18 protein-coding genes are annotated in these 20,687 nt (G+C 36.8%); 15 read left to right on the top strand and 3 right to left on the bottom strand.

Annotated elements, in window-relative coordinates:
• Positions 1-132: 132 nt before the first annotated feature.
• Together NP781_RS25045 and NP781_RS25050 are read right to left on the bottom strand one after the other, a co-directional pair.
• On the bottom strand, positions 133-312 hold the full coding sequence (locus NP781_RS25045; protein ID WP_257521091.1) for a hypothetical protein: 180 nt from the start codon (positions 310-312) through the stop codon (positions 133-135).
• A 126-nt stretch (positions 313-438) separates the two neighbouring features.
• Complete coding sequence (locus NP781_RS25050) at positions 439-1,173, bottom strand: zeta toxin family protein (protein ID WP_257521092.1); 735 nt, start codon at positions 1,171-1,173, stop codon at positions 439-441.
• A 508-nt stretch (positions 1,174-1,681) separates the two neighbouring features.
• On the opposite strand from NP781_RS25050, the gene NP781_RS25055 reads away from it, so the two are divergent.
• The gene (locus NP781_RS25055) at positions 1,682-2,476 is read left to right on the top strand and encodes a carbon-nitrogen family hydrolase (protein ID WP_257521093.1); all 795 of its coding nucleotides are present in this window, start codon (positions 1,682-1,684) and stop codon (positions 2,474-2,476) included.
• Between the two features lie 53 nt (positions 2,477-2,529).
• Here NP781_RS25055 and NP781_RS25060 read toward each other — a convergent pair whose 3' ends face one another.
• Positions 2,530-4,098, bottom strand: a complete 1,569-nt coding sequence (locus NP781_RS25060; protein WP_257521094.1) for a PucR family transcriptional regulator — start codon at positions 4,096-4,098, stop codon at positions 2,530-2,532.
• Between the two features lie 233 nt (positions 4,099-4,331).
• Here NP781_RS25060 and NP781_RS25065 point away from each other — a divergent pair, with 233 nt between their 5' ends.
• From NP781_RS25065 to NP781_RS25130, 14 genes are all read left to right on the top strand, one after another.
• A complete protein-coding gene (locus NP781_RS25065) occupies positions 4,332-5,744 on the top strand; it encodes an amino acid permease (protein WP_221679214.1) in 1,413 nt (470 codons plus the stop codon).
• Between the two features lie 22 nt (positions 5,745-5,766).
• Positions 5,767-7,296 carry a CoA-acylating methylmalonate-semialdehyde dehydrogenase gene (locus NP781_RS25070; protein WP_257521095.1) on the top strand — a complete coding sequence of 510 codons (1,530 nt, stop codon included), beginning with the start codon at positions 5,767-5,769 and terminating at the stop codon, positions 7,294-7,296.
• A 24-nt stretch (positions 7,297-7,320) separates the two neighbouring features.
• Positions 7,321-8,673 (top strand): aspartate aminotransferase family protein, encoded by a 1,353-nt coding sequence (locus NP781_RS25075; RefSeq protein WP_257521096.1) that lies wholly within the window; start codon positions 7,321-7,323, stop codon positions 8,671-8,673.
• Between the two features lie 482 nt (positions 8,674-9,155).
• Positions 9,156-10,739, top strand: a complete 1,584-nt coding sequence (locus tag NP781_RS25080; RefSeq protein WP_221679220.1) for a glutathione ABC transporter substrate-binding protein — start codon at positions 9,156-9,158, stop codon at positions 10,737-10,739.
• A 66-nt stretch (positions 10,740-10,805) separates the two neighbouring features.
• A complete protein-coding gene (nikB, locus tag NP781_RS25085; protein ID WP_221679222.1) occupies positions 10,806-11,729 on the top strand; it encodes a nickel ABC transporter permease in 924 nt (307 codons plus the stop codon).
• A gap of 13 nt (positions 11,730-11,742) precedes the next feature.
• Positions 11,743-12,639, top strand: a complete 897-nt coding sequence (locus NP781_RS25090; protein ID WP_221679224.1) for an ABC transporter permease — start codon at positions 11,743-11,745, stop codon at positions 12,637-12,639.
• Positions 12,640-12,650: 11 nt separating this feature from the next.
• The gene (locus NP781_RS25095) at positions 12,651-13,643 is read left to right on the top strand and encodes an ABC transporter ATP-binding protein (RefSeq protein ID WP_221679226.1); all 993 of its coding nucleotides are present in this window, start codon (positions 12,651-12,653) and stop codon (positions 13,641-13,643) included.
• Complete coding sequence (locus NP781_RS25100) at positions 13,636-14,601, top strand: ABC transporter ATP-binding protein (protein WP_221679228.1); 966 nt, start codon at positions 13,636-13,638, stop codon at positions 14,599-14,601. Before NP781_RS25095 ends, NP781_RS25100 begins: the two co-directional genes overlap by 8 nt.
• A gap of 18 nt (positions 14,602-14,619) precedes the next feature.
• Positions 14,620-15,498 (top strand): sugar phosphate isomerase/epimerase family protein, encoded by an 879-nt coding sequence (locus NP781_RS25105; RefSeq protein ID WP_257521097.1) that lies wholly within the window; start codon positions 14,620-14,622, stop codon positions 15,496-15,498.
• 13 nt (positions 15,499-15,511) lie between these two features.
• Positions 15,512-16,570, top strand: coding sequence for a Gfo/Idh/MocA family protein (locus NP781_RS25110; protein WP_004225482.1), 1,059 nt, complete (start codon positions 15,512-15,514; stop codon positions 16,568-16,570).
• A 1-nt stretch (position 16,571) separates the two neighbouring features.
• Positions 16,572-17,453 carry a sugar phosphate isomerase/epimerase family protein gene (locus NP781_RS25115; protein WP_221679232.1) on the top strand — a complete coding sequence of 294 codons (882 nt, stop codon included), beginning with the start codon at positions 16,572-16,574 and terminating at the stop codon, positions 17,451-17,453.
• A 14-nt stretch (positions 17,454-17,467) separates the two neighbouring features.
• The gene (locus NP781_RS25120; protein ID WP_221679234.1) at positions 17,468-18,619 is read left to right on the top strand and encodes an ROK family transcriptional regulator; all 1,152 of its coding nucleotides are present in this window, start codon (positions 17,468-17,470) and stop codon (positions 18,617-18,619) included.
• A gap of 18 nt (positions 18,620-18,637) precedes the next feature.
• On the top strand, positions 18,638-19,639 hold the full coding sequence (locus NP781_RS25125) for an asparaginase (protein ID WP_221679236.1): 1,002 nt from the start codon (positions 18,638-18,640) through the stop codon (positions 19,637-19,639).
• Between the two features lie 12 nt (positions 19,640-19,651).
• A complete protein-coding gene (locus NP781_RS25130; RefSeq protein WP_221679238.1) occupies positions 19,652-20,632 on the top strand; it encodes an N-acetylglucosamine kinase in 981 nt (326 codons plus the stop codon).
• The last annotated feature ends 55 nt before the right edge of the window (positions 20,633-20,687 follow it).

Raw genomic sequence — 20,687 nt, forward strand, 5'->3', positions numbered from 1 at the left:
ACAAATGCGTAATGGTGCATAAGAAATAATAGTATCGTTAACTTCATACAAAAAAACAAGAATGCTGTTAATCAACATCCTCGCTTCTAATCGTGTGTATTTTATTAGTATGCCAATACTTGTATCTTAATTTTATGTGAGTTGCAATTCTTTATCTTTTTTTTTACGTTCAGCCGCTCTTTGTTGATATTGATTGTATGACTCCATAAATTCAGGATTGATCTCAGGTTTAGGTGGCATACTCTCAGAAACGTTTTTGATGAATCGTTCATCTTTCAGTTTCTTAACCATATTACCGAATACATTGACCATATAATCTCCCCCTTGGATATAGTTAATATTAATATACCCATAAAATCAAAAAAAAGACATCATTTTTAGAAAAAAGACATCTTTTCACGGATTATTAACAAAAAATGGTTTGGGTATGTTAAGAATCTAAGAATTTACTTTTTGTAAAAATAATTGATATTCTTCGAAATTAACAGGTTTTATTTTTCTATGCTCTTTTATTGCAAATGGACTCATGGAATCATTTGAACCAATAGTTTTTGAATTGTTGAATAAAATGGCTTCATCAAAACGTGAGAATAATTTATGGAAAGTTTTTGCTGACATTAAGTTTGTTTCTTTGATTACATGCTCTGGAACAGCTCGTCCAGTAACCTGAGCGCGGGTTAATGCCCTTCCTAAAGCAACATCAACATCTATATCAACATACAAAGCACTGATGTTAAATTGTGACTTCTTTAAGTTGGTAATTAGTGTGTCATATTTCTCATAGTTTGACATTGTGCCATCATATATAAAAGAATAGCTATTTGAGATGCAAAATTGTAGAAGTGAATCAGCAATATGTCCACTTTCTTTATGAACAATATCAGCAGCATCCAAATTCTTATTCTTAACAGCCTCAACATATTCGGGTAACTCTTCTTTAATATTATCTGAATCAATTAATACATAGTTTTCTTCGGTTGAATTCAAGAAAAACTCATTTACAAAAAAAGACTTTCCTGATCCTGACCCTCCAGCTGTTAATACTGCAGATGCAGGAGTTTTGGATATTCGATTGATTGTGTTTCTATCAATTATTAAGGAGTGAAGTACCTTTCTTTCTTGAACATATTCTGATTGTTTTTGGTATTGCACTGCCGTCGGAATAAAATTCATAGTATATATATTAACCTCCATGTTCGCTCGAATATTTATAATATTTGATTATACCATGCAAATCATGGAATGTTAGGAAACAAAAATACAAAAAATCCATTCGTTTAAAACATCTAGCAAATAATTACTAGAACTTCTCCCTAAAAACGGTTTATTATTATTTATCATTAATTGCAAAAAAAAATTTAACCCCATTGGCTATTCTGGGATGAAAAAAGCATCTTAACCGATTTGGCTAAGATGCTGTATAAACCTTGATATAACAATATTTAAGTGAAAAGCCGCGTATGAGAGTGTATATTGTGCATAAGTAAAATAAAAAAGGCGACCAAAAAGCGACTAAGCGACTGGATAAATATAAATATTACTATTCTAAATTATAGTATAATGGAAAATAATAAGGCGAAAATGTAGTAAATCATACACTTCAAGAGTATTAAAGACATTGCGGCACATGTGATTTAAAAGGTATTACTTTTTCTGTTAATTGTCTAGAGGAGGAATGGATATGAAAATCGGATGTATTCAATTAAATGTTGGCTTTGGCAAAGTTGAAGAAAATTTTGCGCGTGCTGAGGAGAAGATTCGTGAAGCTGCAAAACAAGGGGCAGAAATTATTGTGTTACCTGAAATGTGGAATACAGGATATGCTTTGGAAAAACTGTCTGAGCTAGCAGATATCAATGGTGAGCGGACAAAGGCCTTTTTGGCTAAACTTGCTAAGGAACTTGATGTACATATTGTAGGGGGCTCTGTTTCAACAAAGAAAGGCGACAAATTTTATAATACAATGTATACCTTTGATCGTAATGGAGAACTTGTTGGGGAATATAGCAAGGCACATCTTTTCCGTTTAATGGACGAGCATCTTTACTTAGAGGCAGGGAATGAAATGAATCGTTTTGCTCTAGGTGACATTGAAGCTGCTGGTGTTATTTGCTATGATATTCGCTTCCCAGAATGGTTACGAGCCCATGCATTACAAGGAGCAAAGGTATTATTTGTACCAGCGCAGTGGCCAACTCCAAGGATTGACCATTGGAAAACATTGCTACAGGCTCGGGCAATTGAAAATCAATGCTTTGTCATAGCCGTTAATCGTATTTCAAAAAAGGTAGAAAATTTTAATGGGCAATCCATGATTATTCAGCCTTGGGGAGAAGTACTTTGGGTTGGTGCTGAGGACGAGGAAATAGCGGTGATCGATGTAGACTTTTCTATTGTCGATGAAGTACGTGGAAGAATCCCTGTTTACGATGATCGCAGACCTGAACTGTATCAGGATGTAGTTGTGAAAGGGTAATTAAGGGGCACGCTTAGGAAGGTAGATAGCCTTTTGAGCGTGCCAACTTTTTTCTAGCTCTTATCCTCGATCAATGAATTGGCTAGTAGCATAAATTCAAGTGTAATGCGGTTATGCCCATTCATAAAATTTTTACCTAGTAAACTTTCAAGCTTTTTTAAGCGGTGATAGAGTGTTTGACGAACAATAAACAATTGATTCGCTGTTTGCTGTTTAGAGCCATTTGTTTGTAAATACACCTGCAATGTTTCGAGAAGCTTACTATTATATTTTTTATCGTATTCAATAACTGGCTGTAAATAGTCGTAAATCACTTCCTGTAAATCCACTTGCATTTGTAATTTATAGATTAAATGATATAAATGCAGATCATCGTAAAAGAACGAGGACGTTTGTACTTTTCGACAAATATATAAGGTTTCTAGTGCAGTTTGATAGCTTTTAGGAATTTCATCTACATCACAAACAACCTTCCCAATAGCTATCTGATAACCTTGTGCTTGCTGCTTTTTATAAAATTCAGTTTTGGCCAAGGAGGAAAACATGTTGTTCAACATATCACGAATGGCTTTACTATCTTTTGTATGCAGTAAAATAAAAATAACATAGCTTTTTCTTTCAAATAAAAATGGAATAAAGCCATGTTGCTCAAACAGATTACGGTAATAAAGCTTACTATAGACAACATCCTCCTGTGCCTTTGTCAATGTATTAGGAGAAGCCAAAATAAAGACAGTGCCACTAGATTGTGTATAGTTAGCATAATGTGTAACGATAAATTTATAAATTTCCTCCTTAGACAGTTTTTGATCAATCCAATCAGCTAAAATCGAAGCATCCTCAATATTCTTTTTTTCCTCAATATAAAACTCTCGCATTAAAAGCTGTGCCAACGCTGTTGCCGTGCGATCTAATATTAATAATTCAAATTCGGAGAAAAGCCCATCTTCTCGATAAATTGATAAATCAGCATAATGTTGATCAAATAGAAAAATAGGCTCATGTTTAAATTGCTGAGTCGATATATTCAATGTTAGGAATTGCTGCCGCTTTTTATGAGCCATATTGGGGAAAAAGATAGGCTCTCTTCCCTTAATGGAAAACATAATTTGTATTTTCAATTCATTATACATATTTTGTAAAATATCATCCGTGTTTTGTCCCAATAGTGCATTTTTGTTCAATGTTTGTGAGTAAGCTTCTAGTGAAGAAATCAATAGATATTGCTGATTGATAATTTGGCTATGTAAATCCTGTGTAATACGAACGAAAGGAACTGCTTCATGGAAAACAATAATAGGAAACTGGTGGCGGTTGGCAAGCGTTAAAATCGCTTCAGGTACTGTTTGAATAGAGGTGCCATATTCAATACAAAGTGCAGCACAATTTTTTTGAATGATGGCTTCTATAAAGGATACAAAGTCCTCAATACTATGTTGAAGACTAAGCCCTGTAGTTAATACTAACTCTTCACCAACTAAAAAATTATCAACATGTATGATTTCTAGTACATGTACCCATTTAACGCTCCTTGTTAGTCCCTCATGACCTGCAACTACCTCTGCATTTTGAAAATATTTATTCTGTAAAACGTCTAGTACTTTTAGTTGAAATGAGCTCATTTTTGCCCCTCCTTTTGACATGCATCTCTGTGATTGATATTCAATAATTTCTGCTTAGTGCTATAAATTTACTCATAAAATCGTTTAAAAATTATTTTAAGAATATTTAGTCTATTTTACATTATGTATAAAACAAAAGTATAGAATTTTACAGTTTGTCTATTACTTCAACGTTATGAAAGATGTAAGATTTTTGTAAGCGATCAAGCAATCTACTAAAAGAGGTGACAGATATGGGGCAACAAACGCATTTACAAAGAGGATTAAAGAAGCGGCATATGACGATGATTGCGATTGCCGGTGTAATCGGTGCTGGACTATTTATGGGGAGTGGCTCGGTCATTAACCTAGCTGGTCCAGGGGCAATTTTATCGTATATATTTGCAGGAATTATCGTTGTATTAGTTATGCGTATGCTAGGTGAGATGGCGGCAGTCAATCCAACGAGTGGATCGTTTGCTCACTATGCACATGAAGCCATTGGTCCGTGGGCAGGTTTTATGATTGGATGGTTGTACTGGTTTTTCTGGGTGATTGCCATTGCTTTAGAGGCAACAGCAGCAGCTGCCATTATTCAATATTGGTATGATGGGATTCCTTTATGGCTATTAAGTCTGTTATTAACTGTAGCACTTACATTAACAAATGTTCTTTCTGTCAAAGCTTTTGGTGAGTTTGAGTATTGGTTCTCTCTTATTAAGGTTGCAAGTATAGTCGTTTTTCTAGGTCTTGGTGCCTTTATTATCTTTGGTATTGCTCCAAACTTTAATGCTGTTGGTATGACCAACTTAGTTGAGCAGGGTGGTTTTTTACCAAATGGTTTTGGCGCTGTTCTAATGGGTGTCGTTATAGTTATTTTTTCATTTATGGGGACAGAAATCGTTGCGATTGCTGCTGGTGAATCGGATGAACCGTTAGCCGCTGTCACAAAAGCTACCAATTCTATTACTTGGCGTATTTTAATTTTCTATGTAGGCTCTATTGCAGTTGTAGTGACGCTATTGCCTTGGCATTCCTCAGATATTTTAACAAGTCCTTATGTAGCTGTACTTGATTATATTGGTATTCCTGCAGCCGCACAAATTATGAATTTTGTTGTTTTAACTGCTGTATTATCATGCCTAAATTCAGCACTTTATGCTACATCAAGAATGGTATTTTCTTTAGCAGAAAAAGGAGAAGCACCAAGGGCATTTTTAAAATTAAACAAAAATGGTGCACCTGTCAATGCCATACTTGCCGCAACATTTTTCTCATATATTGCGGTCATTATGAACTATGTGTCCCCAGATAAAGTATTTATGTTTTTATTAAGTTCTTGTAGTGCTATTACGTTGATCCTTTATTTAATCATTGCCTTTTCACAGTTAAGAATGCGCCGGAAGATTGAGCAAGAAAATCCAGAGCTATTAAAGGTGAAAATGTGGCTATTTCCATATTTAACATATTTAACAATAGTAGCAACAACAGCATTACTCATTGCGATGTTCTTTATAGAGTCTATGCGCTCACAAATATTATTTACATGCGTTATTGTGGCCATTGTGATGATTTTCTATATGCTGACTCAAAAGAAAAAGGTGATCAAACAAGCCGATGAATCAAGTTCCCTTTTCACAAAAGACGAGTTTGATTTTGAACAATAAGACGAAAAAGGAGTGGTCCAGTATGACAGTTCAACAAGAAATGAAAACGCTAACACATTTTATCAAAGGAGAAGAGGTAGCAGGTACAAGTAACAGATTCTCTGAAGTATATAATCCATCAACAGGTGAGGTTATTGCAAGAGTGCCCCTTGCTTCAAGAGCCGAGGTAAAGCATGCTATTCAGCTTGCTAAGGAAGCCTTTCCAGCATGGAAAAAAACATCAATTGGGAAGCGGGTAGAAGTGCTACATCGTTTCCGTCAGCTGTTAGTAGAAAGACAGGAAGAACTTATCAATTTGATTTGCCAAGAAAGTGGAAAAACTAAGGAAGATGCAAAAGGTGAAATTGTTCGTGGGATTGAATCTGTGGATATGGCGATCAGTGCCCCACAAATGCTAAAAGGAGAGTATTCCGTCAATGTAGGTGGAAATATTAATGCTTTTTCTGCCAAATCGCCACTTGGTGTAGTAGCAACCATTGCACCATTTAATTTTCCTGTTATGGTACCACTGGCTATTACAAGTATGGCTGTTGCGGTAGGAAATACTGTTATTCTAAAGCCATCTGAACGTGTACCTATTTCAGCATTATATTTGAGCCAATTATGGAAAGAGGCAGGACTACCAGACGGTATTTGGACAGTGGTGAATGGAGATAAAGAGGCAGTCGATGAACTATTAGAAAACAAAGAGATTCAAGCAATTTCATTTGTTGGCTCAACGCCTGTTGCTGAATATATCTATCAAACTGGGACAAAGCACAATAAACGTGTCGCTGCATTTGGTGGTGGGAAGAATTTCATGATTGTTATGCCAGATGCCAATTTAGAACAGACAGCAAATGCCTTTTTAGGAGCAGCATATGGCGCAGCATCTCAGCGTTGCATGGCTATTTCTGGTGCACTCGTTGTAGGGAAGGATACAGAGCAACGATTTACAGAAATATTGAAAAATAAAATTTCCCAACTAAAAGTAGGGCCTTATACAGAGCAAGGCGTCGATTTTGGTCCTGTCATCACTAAACAATCAAAGGAAACGATTATACGTTATATCGATGGGGCCATAAGTGAAGGAGCCAATATTGTCATCGACGGAAGAAATCCAAAAGTATGTGAAACGTCAAATGGTTTTTATCTTGGTCCCACTTTACTTAATCATGTCACACCAGAAATGACGATCTTCAAAGAGGAGGTCTTTGGTCCAGCACGTATTGTAGTAGGGGTTGATTCACTACAAGAGGCTATTGATTTAATAAATGGTCATGAGCTTGGCAATGGTGTCACAATGTTTACAAGCAGTGGCGCGGCGGCGCGTAAATTCCAAGAAGAAATAGAGGTGGGCATGGTAGGGGTAAATGTGCCCATCCCAATCCCAGTTGGCTATCATAACTTTGGTGGGTGGAAACGCTCTAAGTTTGGTGAAGGGCATATGTTTGGCCCAGATCAGGCGAGGTTCTTTACAAAGGCAAAAACGATTTCTGAACGTTGGCCCGATGAGACAGAGGATACAGCAAGCTCCTTTGCGTTTCCAAGTAATAACGATGCGAAAAACTAAAATAATAATGAGGGGTGTTTGGCGATGACGCAGATCAATCTTAAAAGTGATGTATTAGCAAAGGATGAGCAATATGTATGGCATTCGATGAAACCCTATAATCCACAAGCCACGTATGTAGTAGAGAAATCTGATGGCGCAAGAATTACTGATACAGATGGTGCGGAATATATTGATGCGATGGCTGGGCTATGGTGTGTCAATGTTGGCTATGGTCGTAAAGAATTAGCGGATGCAGCACATGAACAAATGATGAAAAATGCTTATGCACCTTTATCTCAGGGACATTTGCCAGCAGTCGAACTAGCCGAAAAACTTAATGAAATGCTTGGTGGAGATTATGTTATTTTCTTCTCTAACAGTGGTTCAGAGGCGAATGAAACAGCTTTTAAAATAGCGCGACAATACCACCAGCAAAAAGGACAAAGCTCGCGCTATAAAATTGTCTCTCGCTACCGTGCTTATCATGGGAATTCATTCGGTGCATTAGCGGCAACAGGGCAGGCGGAGCGTAAATATAAATATGAGCCTCTATCACCTGGCTTTATCCATGTTGCACCACCTGATCAATATCGCGAGCATGAAAGTGATACAATTGCGTCATTAGATTTAGCGAGTGTAAAGGCTGTAGACAAAACGATGACATGGGAGCTGAGCGACACCATTGCAGCGATGATCTTAGAGCCTATTATTACAGGTGGAGGTGTCATTATGCCTCCAGAAAACTATTTAAAAGGTATTGAAGAAGTATGTAAAAAACACGGCGCTTTAATGATTGTAGATGAGGTTATTTGTGGCTTTGGTCGTACAGGGAAGCCATTTGGATTTATGAATTATGGTGTAAAGCCTGATATTATTACAATGGCTAAAGGAATTACAAGTGCCTATTTACCATTATCAGCTACAGCGGTAAAGCGTGAAATATATGAGGCGTTTACTGGATCAGATGCATACGGCTATTTCCGCCATGTTAATACATTCGGTGGCTCGCCGGTGGCATGTGCAGTCGCATTAAAAAATATTGAGATTCTTGAACAAGAGGCATTATTTGACCGTTCCAAGGAAATTGGTCCAGCAACACTAAAAACACTGCAACAAGAATTACAGCATCACCCAAATGTAGGAGATGTACGAGGCAAAGGCTTATTGATTGGAATTGAATTAGTGGTAGATAAAGTTTCGAAAGAACCTTTACCTGTGGAGAAAGTGAATGCTGTCATTGCAGCATGTAAAGGGCAAGGGGTCATCATTGGGAAAAATGGAGCCACTGTAGCAGGGTTTAATAACGTCTTAACGTTATCACCACCACTTAATATTGCACAAGAAGATCTTGACCGCATACTAAATGTGGTTGTGAATAGTATAAATACGCTATAGCAACTATTCATGTAGGTTCTAAAAGCCGCGTAATAAGGGCTTTTAGAACTTTTATTATTGGCCTTTGGGGCAACAAAAATTCTAGGAATAATTATTATAGTTCAATAAAAATAATTATAAAATTCTGAAATTTATCAAAAAAATAGTGGAAATATTAGATTTCATAGTTTATAGTTGTTAAAAAATAATTAATTTTCTGATAATAAAAATGTCCTAAGAGGGAATATTTTTTTAATCACTTATTTTCAGCAGTGGAATAAATACATCTTGTATGTTGAACTATACTTTCTGATTAAAAGCAATTGTGATAGTTGAGGGATAAATTTTTCCTGAATTGAATTGTCTAATCGTAAGAAAATATAGTTTATTTTTTGCTTAATTATTTTCATCAGTGGAGAAAATAAATGCTTTTTGGTAATTATATTTCTTAATTTAAGTTATAAGAAATATTTTTATATATTTTTACAAAGGGAGTAGATGAGATGAATTATGTTAAAAAATTGGTTTTTGTAATTCTATGTACGTTGCTTTTAGCGGCATGCGCAGAGAAAGACAATTCTAACGCATCAAATATTGGGGACAAGTCTACTACAGATTCAAGTACAGCTAGTTCAAAAAATGAACTTGTTATCGCTGTAAATGAAAACTTTATTTCAATGGATCCGCATAACACAGGGGATACGAATTCGAGTTCTGTTCAGGAGACAATGCTAGAAGGATTGTTAGGCTTTAATGCAGATGGTCAAATTATTAAGGTTCTAGCAGATGACTATTCAATTAGTGAAGACGCTCTAGTCTATACGTTCAAACTTAAAGAAGGGGTTACTTTCCATGACGGGGAACAGTTTAATGCTGAAGCTGTAAAGGTCAACATTGAACGGATCATGAATGATGAAAGCTTACGTTTATATTCTCGTGGTTTTAGCTTAATCAGCAATGTTGAAATTCTAGGTGACTATGAAATTAAAGTTACTTTAAAAGAACCTTATGGACCAATGATTACGCGATTCGGCGTTGCCAAAATGATTAGTCCAAAAATGATTAAAGAAAATTCAGCAGATATACCTAAAAAACCTGTTGGTACAGGACCATATAAATTTGTTGAATGGGTACAAGGAGACCATTTAACAATTGAAAACTTTGATGGCTATTGGGATGGTGGAGAACGTGTTGCTAAAATCACCTATAAACCAGTGCCAGAAAATGGGTCGCGCGTAGCGATGCTAAAAGCAGGTGATGCTCAGGTTATCTATCCAGTGCCAGCACAAAATATTGATGAGCTTTCTAATAGTAAAGATGTAGAGGTGAATAAGGTTCCTTCTACAATTGCACATTATGTTTCATTAAATACCTATAAAAAGCCTTTGGATGATATTAAAGTTCGACAAGCCTTTAACTATGCGGTGGACAAGGATGCTTATTTAAAAGTGGTGAATGCAGGGCTGGGTTTACCATTAGACTCCATTATTCCTTCTAAAACCGTTTATTATAAGCAGCAAAAAATGTATGAACACAATATTGAAAAGGCAAAAGAATTATTGGCTGAGGCAGGCTATCCAGATGGCTTCGATATTGAAATCTGGGGGAACACAAACTCAGATACGATGAAGGGTATGCAGTTTATTCAACAACAGTTAGGTCAAATCGGTGTAAAAGTAGAAATTAAATCAATGGAAGAAGGAACTTTATCAGACGAAATCTATGGTGCACAAACACCAGATGATGCGAAATTACAAATGTGGTATGTGAGTTGGTCAGCGTATGCTTCGGATATAACGAATGCAACAAAGCCTCTTTTCCATAGCGTATCATTCCCACCGAATGGTGCAAATACAGCTTATTATCATAATACGGAGGCAGATCAATTAATGGATGAAGCTAATTCCATTTCAGATGTAGATCGCCAAGCTGAACTATATGAAAAATTACAGGAAATCGTTTATCAAGATACACCTTGGATTTTCTTAGGGGTAGATGAGGTTGTATATGGTGTACGTTCAAATGTAAGCGGTGTGCTAGTAAACCCTACAGGTGGACTTGATGTGAAGAATGCCAAAGTGGAGTAATGAACAGTAAAAGGAATTGATACTCGTCAATTCCTTTTCTACAAAAATAGAAAGGAGGAAGGCAACATGTGGAAGTATATAGCAAGAAGAACTGTTGAAATGATACCGATATTAATTGTCATTTCCATATTAACATTCTTATTTATTCATTTCATACCAGGTGACCCTGCACGATTAGTAGCTGGTAAGGATGCCACGCTAGAAGATGTTGAAAATGTACGCCATGAGTTAGGTTTAGATAAACCCATTCTTAAACAATACATGGATTATATGAAAAATCTTGTGACGGGTGAGCTTGGAACATCCTTAACAACCGGACTACCTGTCATAGATATGTTTAAAACAAGGTTTATGCCTTCTCTTCATCTTACTTTCCTTTCCATGTTTTGGGCTACATTAATGGGTTTGGTGATTGGTGTTCTTTCTGCCATCAATAAAAACAAATGGCCTGATTATTTTGGTATGGTAACGGCTGTTTCTGGCATCTCAATTCCAGGATTTTGGTTGGGCTTATTATTGATTCAATTATTTTCAGTGCAGCTAGGGCTATTTCCGACAGGTGGATTAGATGGCTTTACTAGTTATATTTTGCCCTCCTTGACCTTAGGGGCTGGCATTATGTCAATGATTGCTCGATTTACTCGTTCTTCCATGCTAGAAACGTTACAAGCAGATTTTATAAGAACAGGGAGAGCAAAAGGATTGAAAGAACACTCCGTTATTGTGACCCATGCTTTAAGAAATTCCTTGATTTCTGTGGTAACAGTAGCAGGTCTGCAATTCGGATTTCTCTTAGGAGGATCGGTGGTAGTGGAGACAGTCTTTAGTTTTCCAGGAATGGGACGACTTTTAATTGATTCGATTGCCTTTCGAGATTATCCAGTCATTCAGTCTGCCTTGCTGTTATTTGCATTTGAATTTATTTTAGTCAATTTAATTGTTGATGTGCTTTATACCGTGTTAAATCCAAAAATCCAATTAAATTCTTAAGGGAGGGAACAAAATGACTTCACCAACTACTATGCAAAATAGCCAAGTGCAAAATACACAAAGAAAATACTCTCCTCTTAAAGAATTTTGGAAGTCTTTTAAAAAACAAAAGGCTGCTTTGGTAGCAAGTATCTTTATAGGATTGTTAATTGTAGTCGCCATTATTGGTCCTTATATCGCACCTTACGATCCTTTTGAACCGAATTATGATGCTTTATTAGAGGGACCAAGTGCAAGTCATTTGGCAGGAACGGACGAGTATGGTCGAGATATATTTAGTCGTTTAATAGTAGGCGCAAAGATATCCTTAATGGTGAGTTTTAGTGCCGTATTTTTAGGCTTAATACTAGGAACTATTTTAGGTTTAATTAGCGGTTACTTTGGTGGGTGGATTGACAAAATCATCATGCGCAGCTGTGATGTGTTGTTTTCATTCCCTGATTTATTATTAGCGATTGCCATTGTAGCCTTATTGGGCCCTGGTATTAATAATGTCATCATTGCTGTGATGATCTTTAGTGTGCCATCTTTTGCCCGTTTAGTCAGAGGTGCTACATTGAATGCGAAGGAGAATGTCTACGTAGAGGCAGCACAATCAATGGGGGCTTCGCATGTTAGAGTGCTGTGGAAACATATTTTCCCTGAAACGATTAGTGAGTTAATCATTTTTGTCACAATGCGTATAGGGACAGCCATTTTAGCAGCTTCTGGTTTAAGCTTTTTAGGCTTAGGTGCAAGCCCTGAAATGCCTGAGTGGGGAGTAATGCTAAGTAGTGGGCGTGACTATTTAGGAACATCTTCGCACGTAGTCATCATGCCAGGCATTGCCATATTTTTAACCGTACTAGCATTTAACTTAATAGGTGATGGATTACGAGATGTGTTAGATCCAAAAATAAAGAATAATTAAGGAGAATGCCTATGCCAGAACATGTATTGCGAGTAAGTGACTTAGAAACGTCCTTTACGCGTGATAATAAGGAAATCAAGATTTTAAGAGGTGTCAATTTTTCCATCGGTAAAGGAGAGATATTAGGCTTAGTGGGAGAATCGGGCAGTGGAAAAAGCTTAACATCGTTATCCATCATGCAATTATTTCACGGTACTACAGGCAAAATCGTCAATGGCTCTATACATTTTAATGGGCATGACTTGACGAAAATGTCCGAATCAGAAATTCGGAAGATTCGTGGCAAGCAAATGGCCATGATTTTTCAAGAGCCCATGACTTCTTTAAATCCTGTCTTAAAAATAGGCAAGCAGTTAATGGAAGCAATTGAGATGCATTTGAAACTGCCGAAGAACGAAAGTAAGCATCATGCAATCCAAATGTTAAAAAGCGTGGGCATAGGAAGGGCCGAGGAAATCATTTATGAATATCCACATCAGCTCTCAGGAGGAATGCGCCAGCGTGTAATGATTGCAATGGCTATGGCCTGCCACCCTAATTTACTTATTGCTGACGAACCAACCACTGCGCTTGATGTCACGATACAAGCTCAAATTTTAGAATTAATGAAAAAGCTAAAAGAAGAAAATGAGACAGCTATTTTATTAATTACACATGATTTAGGTGTTGTTGCGGAAATGTGCGATAGGGTAGTGGTAATGTATGCAGGGCAGGTTGTAGAGGAAGCAGATGTCTTTGAATTATTTGCTAGCCCCAAGCATCCCTATACAAAAGGTTTAATTGCATCTGTACCGAAAATTGGTGATAACAAAGAAGTATTAGATTCTATCAATGGTCAAGTACCATCCCCACAAAATATGCCGAATGGTTGTAAATTTGCTCCACGTTGTAATCAAGCGATGTCTATATGCCATCAGGAGAGTCCACCGACAGTAAAAATTTCAGCTACACGCCAATGTAGCTGCTGGCTATATGTGAAAAAGGATGTGGAAGTAAATGCCTAACAGTATATTAAAAGTGGAGAATTTAAAAAAGAGCTTTCAAATAGCCGGAGGGTTATTTCAAAAAAAGCAATATGTTAACGCGGTTATAGATGTTTCCTTTGAAATAGAGGAAGGTACGACATTCAGTCTAGTTGGAGAAAGTGGTTGTGGGAAATCTACTACAGGCAGATTAATTACTAGATTAATAGCACCAACGAATGGAAGTATCGTTGTGGATGGGAAAGAAGTAACTACTGCAAAGCCATCTGAATTAAGGCACTTAAGGCAAACTGTTCAAATGATTTTTCAGGACCCCTATGCCTCATTGAATCCAAGAATGAAGGTCAAGGAGCTTGTTGGGGAACCTTTAGAAATTCATACAAAACTTTCGAAAGCAGAGCGTGAAAAACTAGTGCTTGAAATGCTGGAAGTCGTTGGATTAAATGCTGAACATGCCGATCGCTATGCACATGAGTTCAGTGGTGGACAAAGACAGCGTTTAGGTATTGCACGTGCTTTAATAACAAAGCCAAAATTAATTATTGCTGATGAGCCTGTGTCTGCGTTGGATGTATCTATACAATCGCAAATATTGAATCTATTAAAGCAATTACAGCAAGAATATAAAATATCGTATCTCTTTATTTCTCACGATTTAAGTGTTGTAGAGCATATTAGCCATTATATTGGGGTTATGTATTTAGGATCCATTGTAGAAATTGGGCGTAAAGAAACCATATTTAATGAACCAAAGCATCCATATACACAAGCGCTTATTGCTTCCGTACCAATTGCAGACCCAACATTACGAAAAAAGAAGATCGTTTTAACTGGTGATATTCCAAATCCTAAAAATCCGCCAAGTGGTTGTACCTTCCACACAAGGTGCCCCTTTGCATCAGATATATGTAAGCAAGCTATACCAGAAATGAAGAAAATTAACGAAGAGCAAAGTGTTGCATGTCACTTTGTTAACTAATGGAGAGGATGTTTATAAATGAAAATAGGGTTAAGCACATACAGCATGGTTAAAAAAATGAGACAGGGAGAGATGGATGTTCTGGATGTTTTACAATGGGTAGCAGACAACGGTGGTCAGCATGTAGAATTAGTGCCCTACGAATTTACGGTTGTAGATAACTATGAACTTGCAACTGAAATTAAAGATAAAGCAGCAGAGCTAGGATTAAAGTTATCCGCCTATTCTTTACCAGCTAACTTTATTCAGGATACAGAAGAAGCTTTTTTAGAAGAAGTTGAACGTTTAAAGAAACATATTGATGTAGTACATCATATGGGTATTCAGATTATGCGCCATGACGTTACTCTTTTTACCTTACCAAAGGAGCAAACATCCATTCATTATTACAACGAGCACTTTGAAGAAATGGTTAGAGGCTGTCAGCTAATTGCAGATTACGCGAAACAATTTAATATTACGACAACGATTGAAAATCATGGCTTTAATGTTCAAACAAGTGATCGTGTACAACAATTAATTCATGCGGTAAACAGAGACAACTTTAAAACAACTTTAGATATCGGTAATTTTTTATGTATTGATGAAGAACCTCTCATTGGTGTTATGAAAAACATTCCTTATGCTGCTACGGTACATTTTAAAGATTTTTATATTCGTCCTTATTATGAAAATCCAGGTGAGGGCGAGTGGTTCCGTACAGTTCATAACAACTACATCAGAGGTGCTATTGTCGGACATGGCGATATAAATATTCGAGAAATTATTAAGCTCGTAAAAGGCAGTGGATATGATGGTTATCTTACTATTGAGTTTGAAGGAATGGAAGATTGTCAAGTTGGTTCAAAAATAGGAATGGATAATGTACGTCGTTTATGGGACGAATGCAAGCTCTAAAGGGGGAAAGTACATGAACAAATTAAAAGTTTGTGTCATTGGCACAGGTTCTATTTCAGATTTTCACTTAGGTTCCTATACGAATAATCCATTCGTTGAATTATATGGCGTGTATGATGCTTCTATTGAACGAGGCAAAGCGAAAGCAGCCCAATTTGGAGCAACGCATGTTTTTTCTACGAAAGAAGAGCTATTCGCAGATAAAAATGTGGATGCTGTCAGTATTTGTACATGGAATAATACGCATGCAGAATTGGCGATTCTTGCTTTGGAAAATGACTTACATGTTCTAATAGAAAAGCCGCTATCTATGACTTATGCAGAGGCTCTAAATATCCAAAAGGTTGCAGAAAAGCATCAGAAAGTATTTCAAGTGGGCTATGTAAGACGGTTTGCAACAAATACCAAAGTACTGAAAAGCTTCATTGACGATAACAAATTGGGCGATATTTATTATGCCAAAGCTTCCTGCCTAAGAAGATTAGGGAATCCAGGAGGCTGGTTTGCAGAAATTGATAAGTCTGGTGGCGGACCTTTAATTGATCTAGGGGTACATGTAATTGATATATGTTGGTATTTAATGGGTAGACCAAAGGTGAAGCGTATAACAGGTCATACTTACAATCAATTAGGAAATCGAAATCATATTGAAAATTTATCCTTTTACAAGGCTGCAGACTATGATGCTACTAAAAACACAGTAGAAGACTTAGCAAATGCCCTCATTACATTTGAGAATGGGGCTTCGCTAATGGTAGACGTTTCCTATACACTACATGCTATAAAAGAAGAAATAAGTATTAAGCTATATGGCACGAACGGTGGAGCAGAGCTAGAGCCTGAATTAAAAATTGTAAGTGAAGAGCATAATACGATTTTAAATATTCATCCTCAAATTAACGATCTAACATTTGATTTTGCGACTGCCTTTCAAAATGAAATCAATTCATTTGTTGATTGTTGCCTTCATCATTATGAATCAGTTGCACCTGTGGAAGATGGGGTAGAAATTATGAAAATCTTAGAAGGTATTTATATTTCTGCAACTGAAGGAAAGGAGGTTGTTTATTAAAATGGTGAAATTGGATAATAAAATCGGTGTGATAGTAGACAGCTTTCGTTTACCTATTGTTGAAGGTTTGTTAAAGGCGAAAGAAGTTGGTGCACAGGGGGTACAAATGTATGCCGTTTCAGGAGAATTGGACCCCGATAACCTAAGTGCTGAACAGAGAGCAGAATTGAAGGCGTATATCTTAGGGTTAGGTCTAGAAATCTCTGCATTATGTGGAGATTTAGGAGGACATGGCTTCCAAGATAAAGCAGAAAATGCCTGGAAAATAAAGAAATCGAAAGACATACTGCAATTAGCCAAGGACCTAGGAACATCCATTGTTACAACCCATATTGGCATTATTCCTGAAGATGAAAATGACCCAATCTATCAAACAATGCTGGAAGCTTGTGAAGAATTAGGACAATATGCTACATCATTAGACGCTTACTTTGCGATTGAAACAGGACCAGAAACGAGTAAAACATTAAAAGGGTTTTTAGATAAGCTATCAACGAATGGTGTATCGGTTAATTTTGATCCTGCCAATATGGTGATGGTAACAAAAGATGATCCTGTAGCTGGAGTCAAACTATTAAAGAAGTATATTGTACATACACATGTAAAGGATGGTATTCAACTACAGTCAACGAATCCTAAAGATGTGTACGGGTACTTAGGATACGATTCTGGAACGTCTCATGATAAAATAGAAGAAATGGTGGAAAATGGAGAGTTTTTCAGAGAACTTCCATTAGGTCATGGAGATGTCAATTTCGAGCTTTATTTTTCAGCTTTACAAGAAATCGGATACAATGGCTATTTAACTATTGAACGAGAAGTGAGATCAAATCCCGAAAAAGACATCAAAGAAGCTGTACAATTCATAGAAAAGTTTAAATAGGGGTTGAATCTAATTTGAAAAAGCAAGATCAAGTACAAATGCGAAGACAAAATAAATATATTGTGCTTGACGCAATAAGGCAGATGGCGCCAATTTCAAGAATTCAATTATCAAAATATACAAAAATGAGCCCTACGACCATTACTCGTATTGTGCAGGAGCTAGAAGCGGAAGGCTTTATTCTTGAAGGGGTATCGGAAGAAACAGCCATTGGTAGACGTCCTACGTTAATTCATATGCGAGAAGATGCTTTATATACGATTGGGATAGAAATTGACTGTTTTACTATTCGAATAGGTATATTAGATTTCTTAGGGAAGCTTATTGCCTTTCAGGAAGTCAAATGTAGCATTAGACACCAATATGAGGAAGCTCTACACCTACTGAAACAGTCTATAGATAATATCATGACAGAATATCAGATTGCTTCGGATAAATTACTAGGCATTGGGATAGGCGTTCCAGGAGTAATCAATAACGAGGAAGGGATAATCGTTTCCTCTGAGCAATTGAAGTGGGAAAACTGCCATATAAGAGAAGATTTAAATGGTATTTTTGGTTGTGAAGTCATCGTAGATAATGAATTAAAAATGCAAATCATTGCTGAAATTGGAGATATCTACACACCACTGTATTCAAATTGTATTTTAGTCGGTATTGGAACAGGAATAGGAGCATCTATATTATTAAATGGAGAAGTGTATCGTGGCATTCAAAATAAAGCTGGAGAGATAAGCCATATAACAATTAATCCATTTGGTGAGATGTGTCACTGTGGTAAAAGAGGGTGCCTATCCATGTATGTTTCTGAAGTTACGCTGTTAAAAAGAACACCAAAAAATCTTAATATTCAATCAATAGAAGAGATTTTGCATTGTGTTGATCAAGGCGAGCAATGGGCGATCGATATTCAGCACGATGTAGCTACTTTTCTAGCTATTGCCATCAATAATCTAGTTTGCTTATACGAGCCAGAGGCTGTCATTGTCAGTGGAGAAATTATTGAGCACAATGTGACATTTCAAAAACTGCTTAGTGATAAGTGTAAACAGTATATATGGAAGGAATTACAACCCTACTTTGATTTGCAGTTTTCCAATCAATTAAAAGAAGGGGTTGTTAAAGGAGCGGCATTACAAGCACAAAAGCAGTTGCTGTCTGTTTAAAGAAAGGTTGGTTGATTCGTGGCTTACTCAGAATTTTTAAAGGAGTATCGTTCAGGATTAATGGAAAATGTGCATTATGGTCAAATGAGTGCTGTGAATCTAGCGAAGGAAGAATTCGTCTCAGTAGGTCAAGATTATAAGCCTGTATATTTTCGTTCTGCAGCAAAACCATTTCAAGCCATTCCTATTTTTCTGACTGATTTTATAGAAAAGTACGAAATTACTTCAAAAGAAAGCGCACTATTTCTGGCTTCACAAAGAGGCGAAGTTTACCATCAAGAGGCATTAGTTTCTCTGCTGGAAAAACTCCCAATTCATGAAAATGAATTAATTTGTGCAGCATCCTATCCATTAAATGAGGAACCTAAAACACAGTATATTCAACAGGGATTTGAAAAGAGGAAACTCTTTCATAATTGCGCTGGTAAGCATTTAGGATTTTTAACTGCATGTCTAGCAAATGGCTATGATGTCAAGCAATATTGTCATCCCGAACATCCACTGCAACAGATGATAAAAAAATATATTGCTTATTTAAGTGAATATGAGATAGAGAGAATTCGTACAGGGATTGATGGCTGTGGTGCGCCCGTCTTTGCGATTCCGTTAAAAAACATGGCCATTGCCTATTTAAAGTTAGCACGACCAGAATTAATTGATGATCAACTAATTCGTGAAGCAGTAATCAAGCTTACGTCAGTGATGAATCATGAGAATCATATCATTGCAGCACAAAACTTTATTTGTACGGCATTATTAAAGGACCCTAATATTGTGGCAAAGGGCGGAGCACAGGGTGTATACTGTTTTGCTCTTAGAGATGAAGGAGTAAGTTTTGCCTTGAAAATAATGAATGGCTCAGAAAGTCCATGGCCGAATGTAATTGCTTCTGTATTGGAACAAATTCAGTATAAAAATCAAGAAACAATTGAGCGTATTAAAGCATTGTCTCCTACATTTGTGCGTAATGATGCAGGGGTAGAGGTAGGAGAAATTGTATCTACAATTAAAATTGTCTAGAGGTGAAGGCACTTGCATGTTTTGGCAATAGACGGTGGTGGAACGAAAACGATTGCAACAATCTCAACATGTCATGGGCAAATTATGGCGCTAGCAGAAACAGGCAAAAGTAATCCCACGTCCATGAGCTTTGAGCATTTTACAGAGACGATAACAGAATTAATAAATGATTTAAAAAGACAACAGCCTCAGGAATTTCAACACATTACAAAGTGCCATGCGGGCCTGTCTGGTGTAACAGAAAATAATAATGAGAAAATTACCTATGCATTATTAACCTCGCTTTTACCGAAAGACTGTCAACTATCACTATCGAATGATGGAATGAACGCGCTGTATGCGGGGACCTTGGGGCAGCCAGGCATTGTACAAATTTCTGGTACGGGTGCGATTACACTCAGTATAGATGCATCTGGAAGAATTGAGCGCACAGCAGGATGGGGTTATATTTTTGATGATGAGGGCAGTGGCTATGATATTGGCATACGCACATTAAAAGCGGTATTTAAAGCATTCGATAAAAGAGGTCCTGAAACGCTTCTAACAACAGCGGTATTAGAATATTTTCGATTACATTCCGTTCCAGAGATAATTGAAGTGGTATATGGTGAAGGACATCCGCGGGATACCATATCTCCTTTAAGTAAGGTTGCAATTGAATGCGCTAAACGTGGTGATGGAGAAGCCAATACAATTATTGATCAAGTGTGTCATGTTTTTTATCAAAGTATAGATGCTTGTTACAAAAAAAACCCGTTTGCAGATAAGCAAGTCAAAGTAGTGCTGGCTGGTGGAGTTTTTAATGAATTGGAGCTATTTACTAAAAAATTAATCGCTATTGATAAAAAGAATAGTAATCAGTATGACTTCGTGGGTGCTTATAGCTTACCAGTAGGTGGTGCCGCTTTAGCTGCTTTAAATTTACCATATAATGAAGCAAAGTTATTTATCGATCAATATGATGCAAGTATGAAGAAGTTTTTAACGAATTAATCCCCCCTTAACTTAGCAAGTAGAGAATAGTATGTACTGTATCTCTACTTGTATT

This window comes from Lysinibacillus sp. FN11 (assembly GCF_024628845.1).
Taxonomy (GTDB): domain Bacteria; phylum Bacillota; class Bacilli; order Bacillales_A; family Planococcaceae; genus Lysinibacillus; species Lysinibacillus capsici.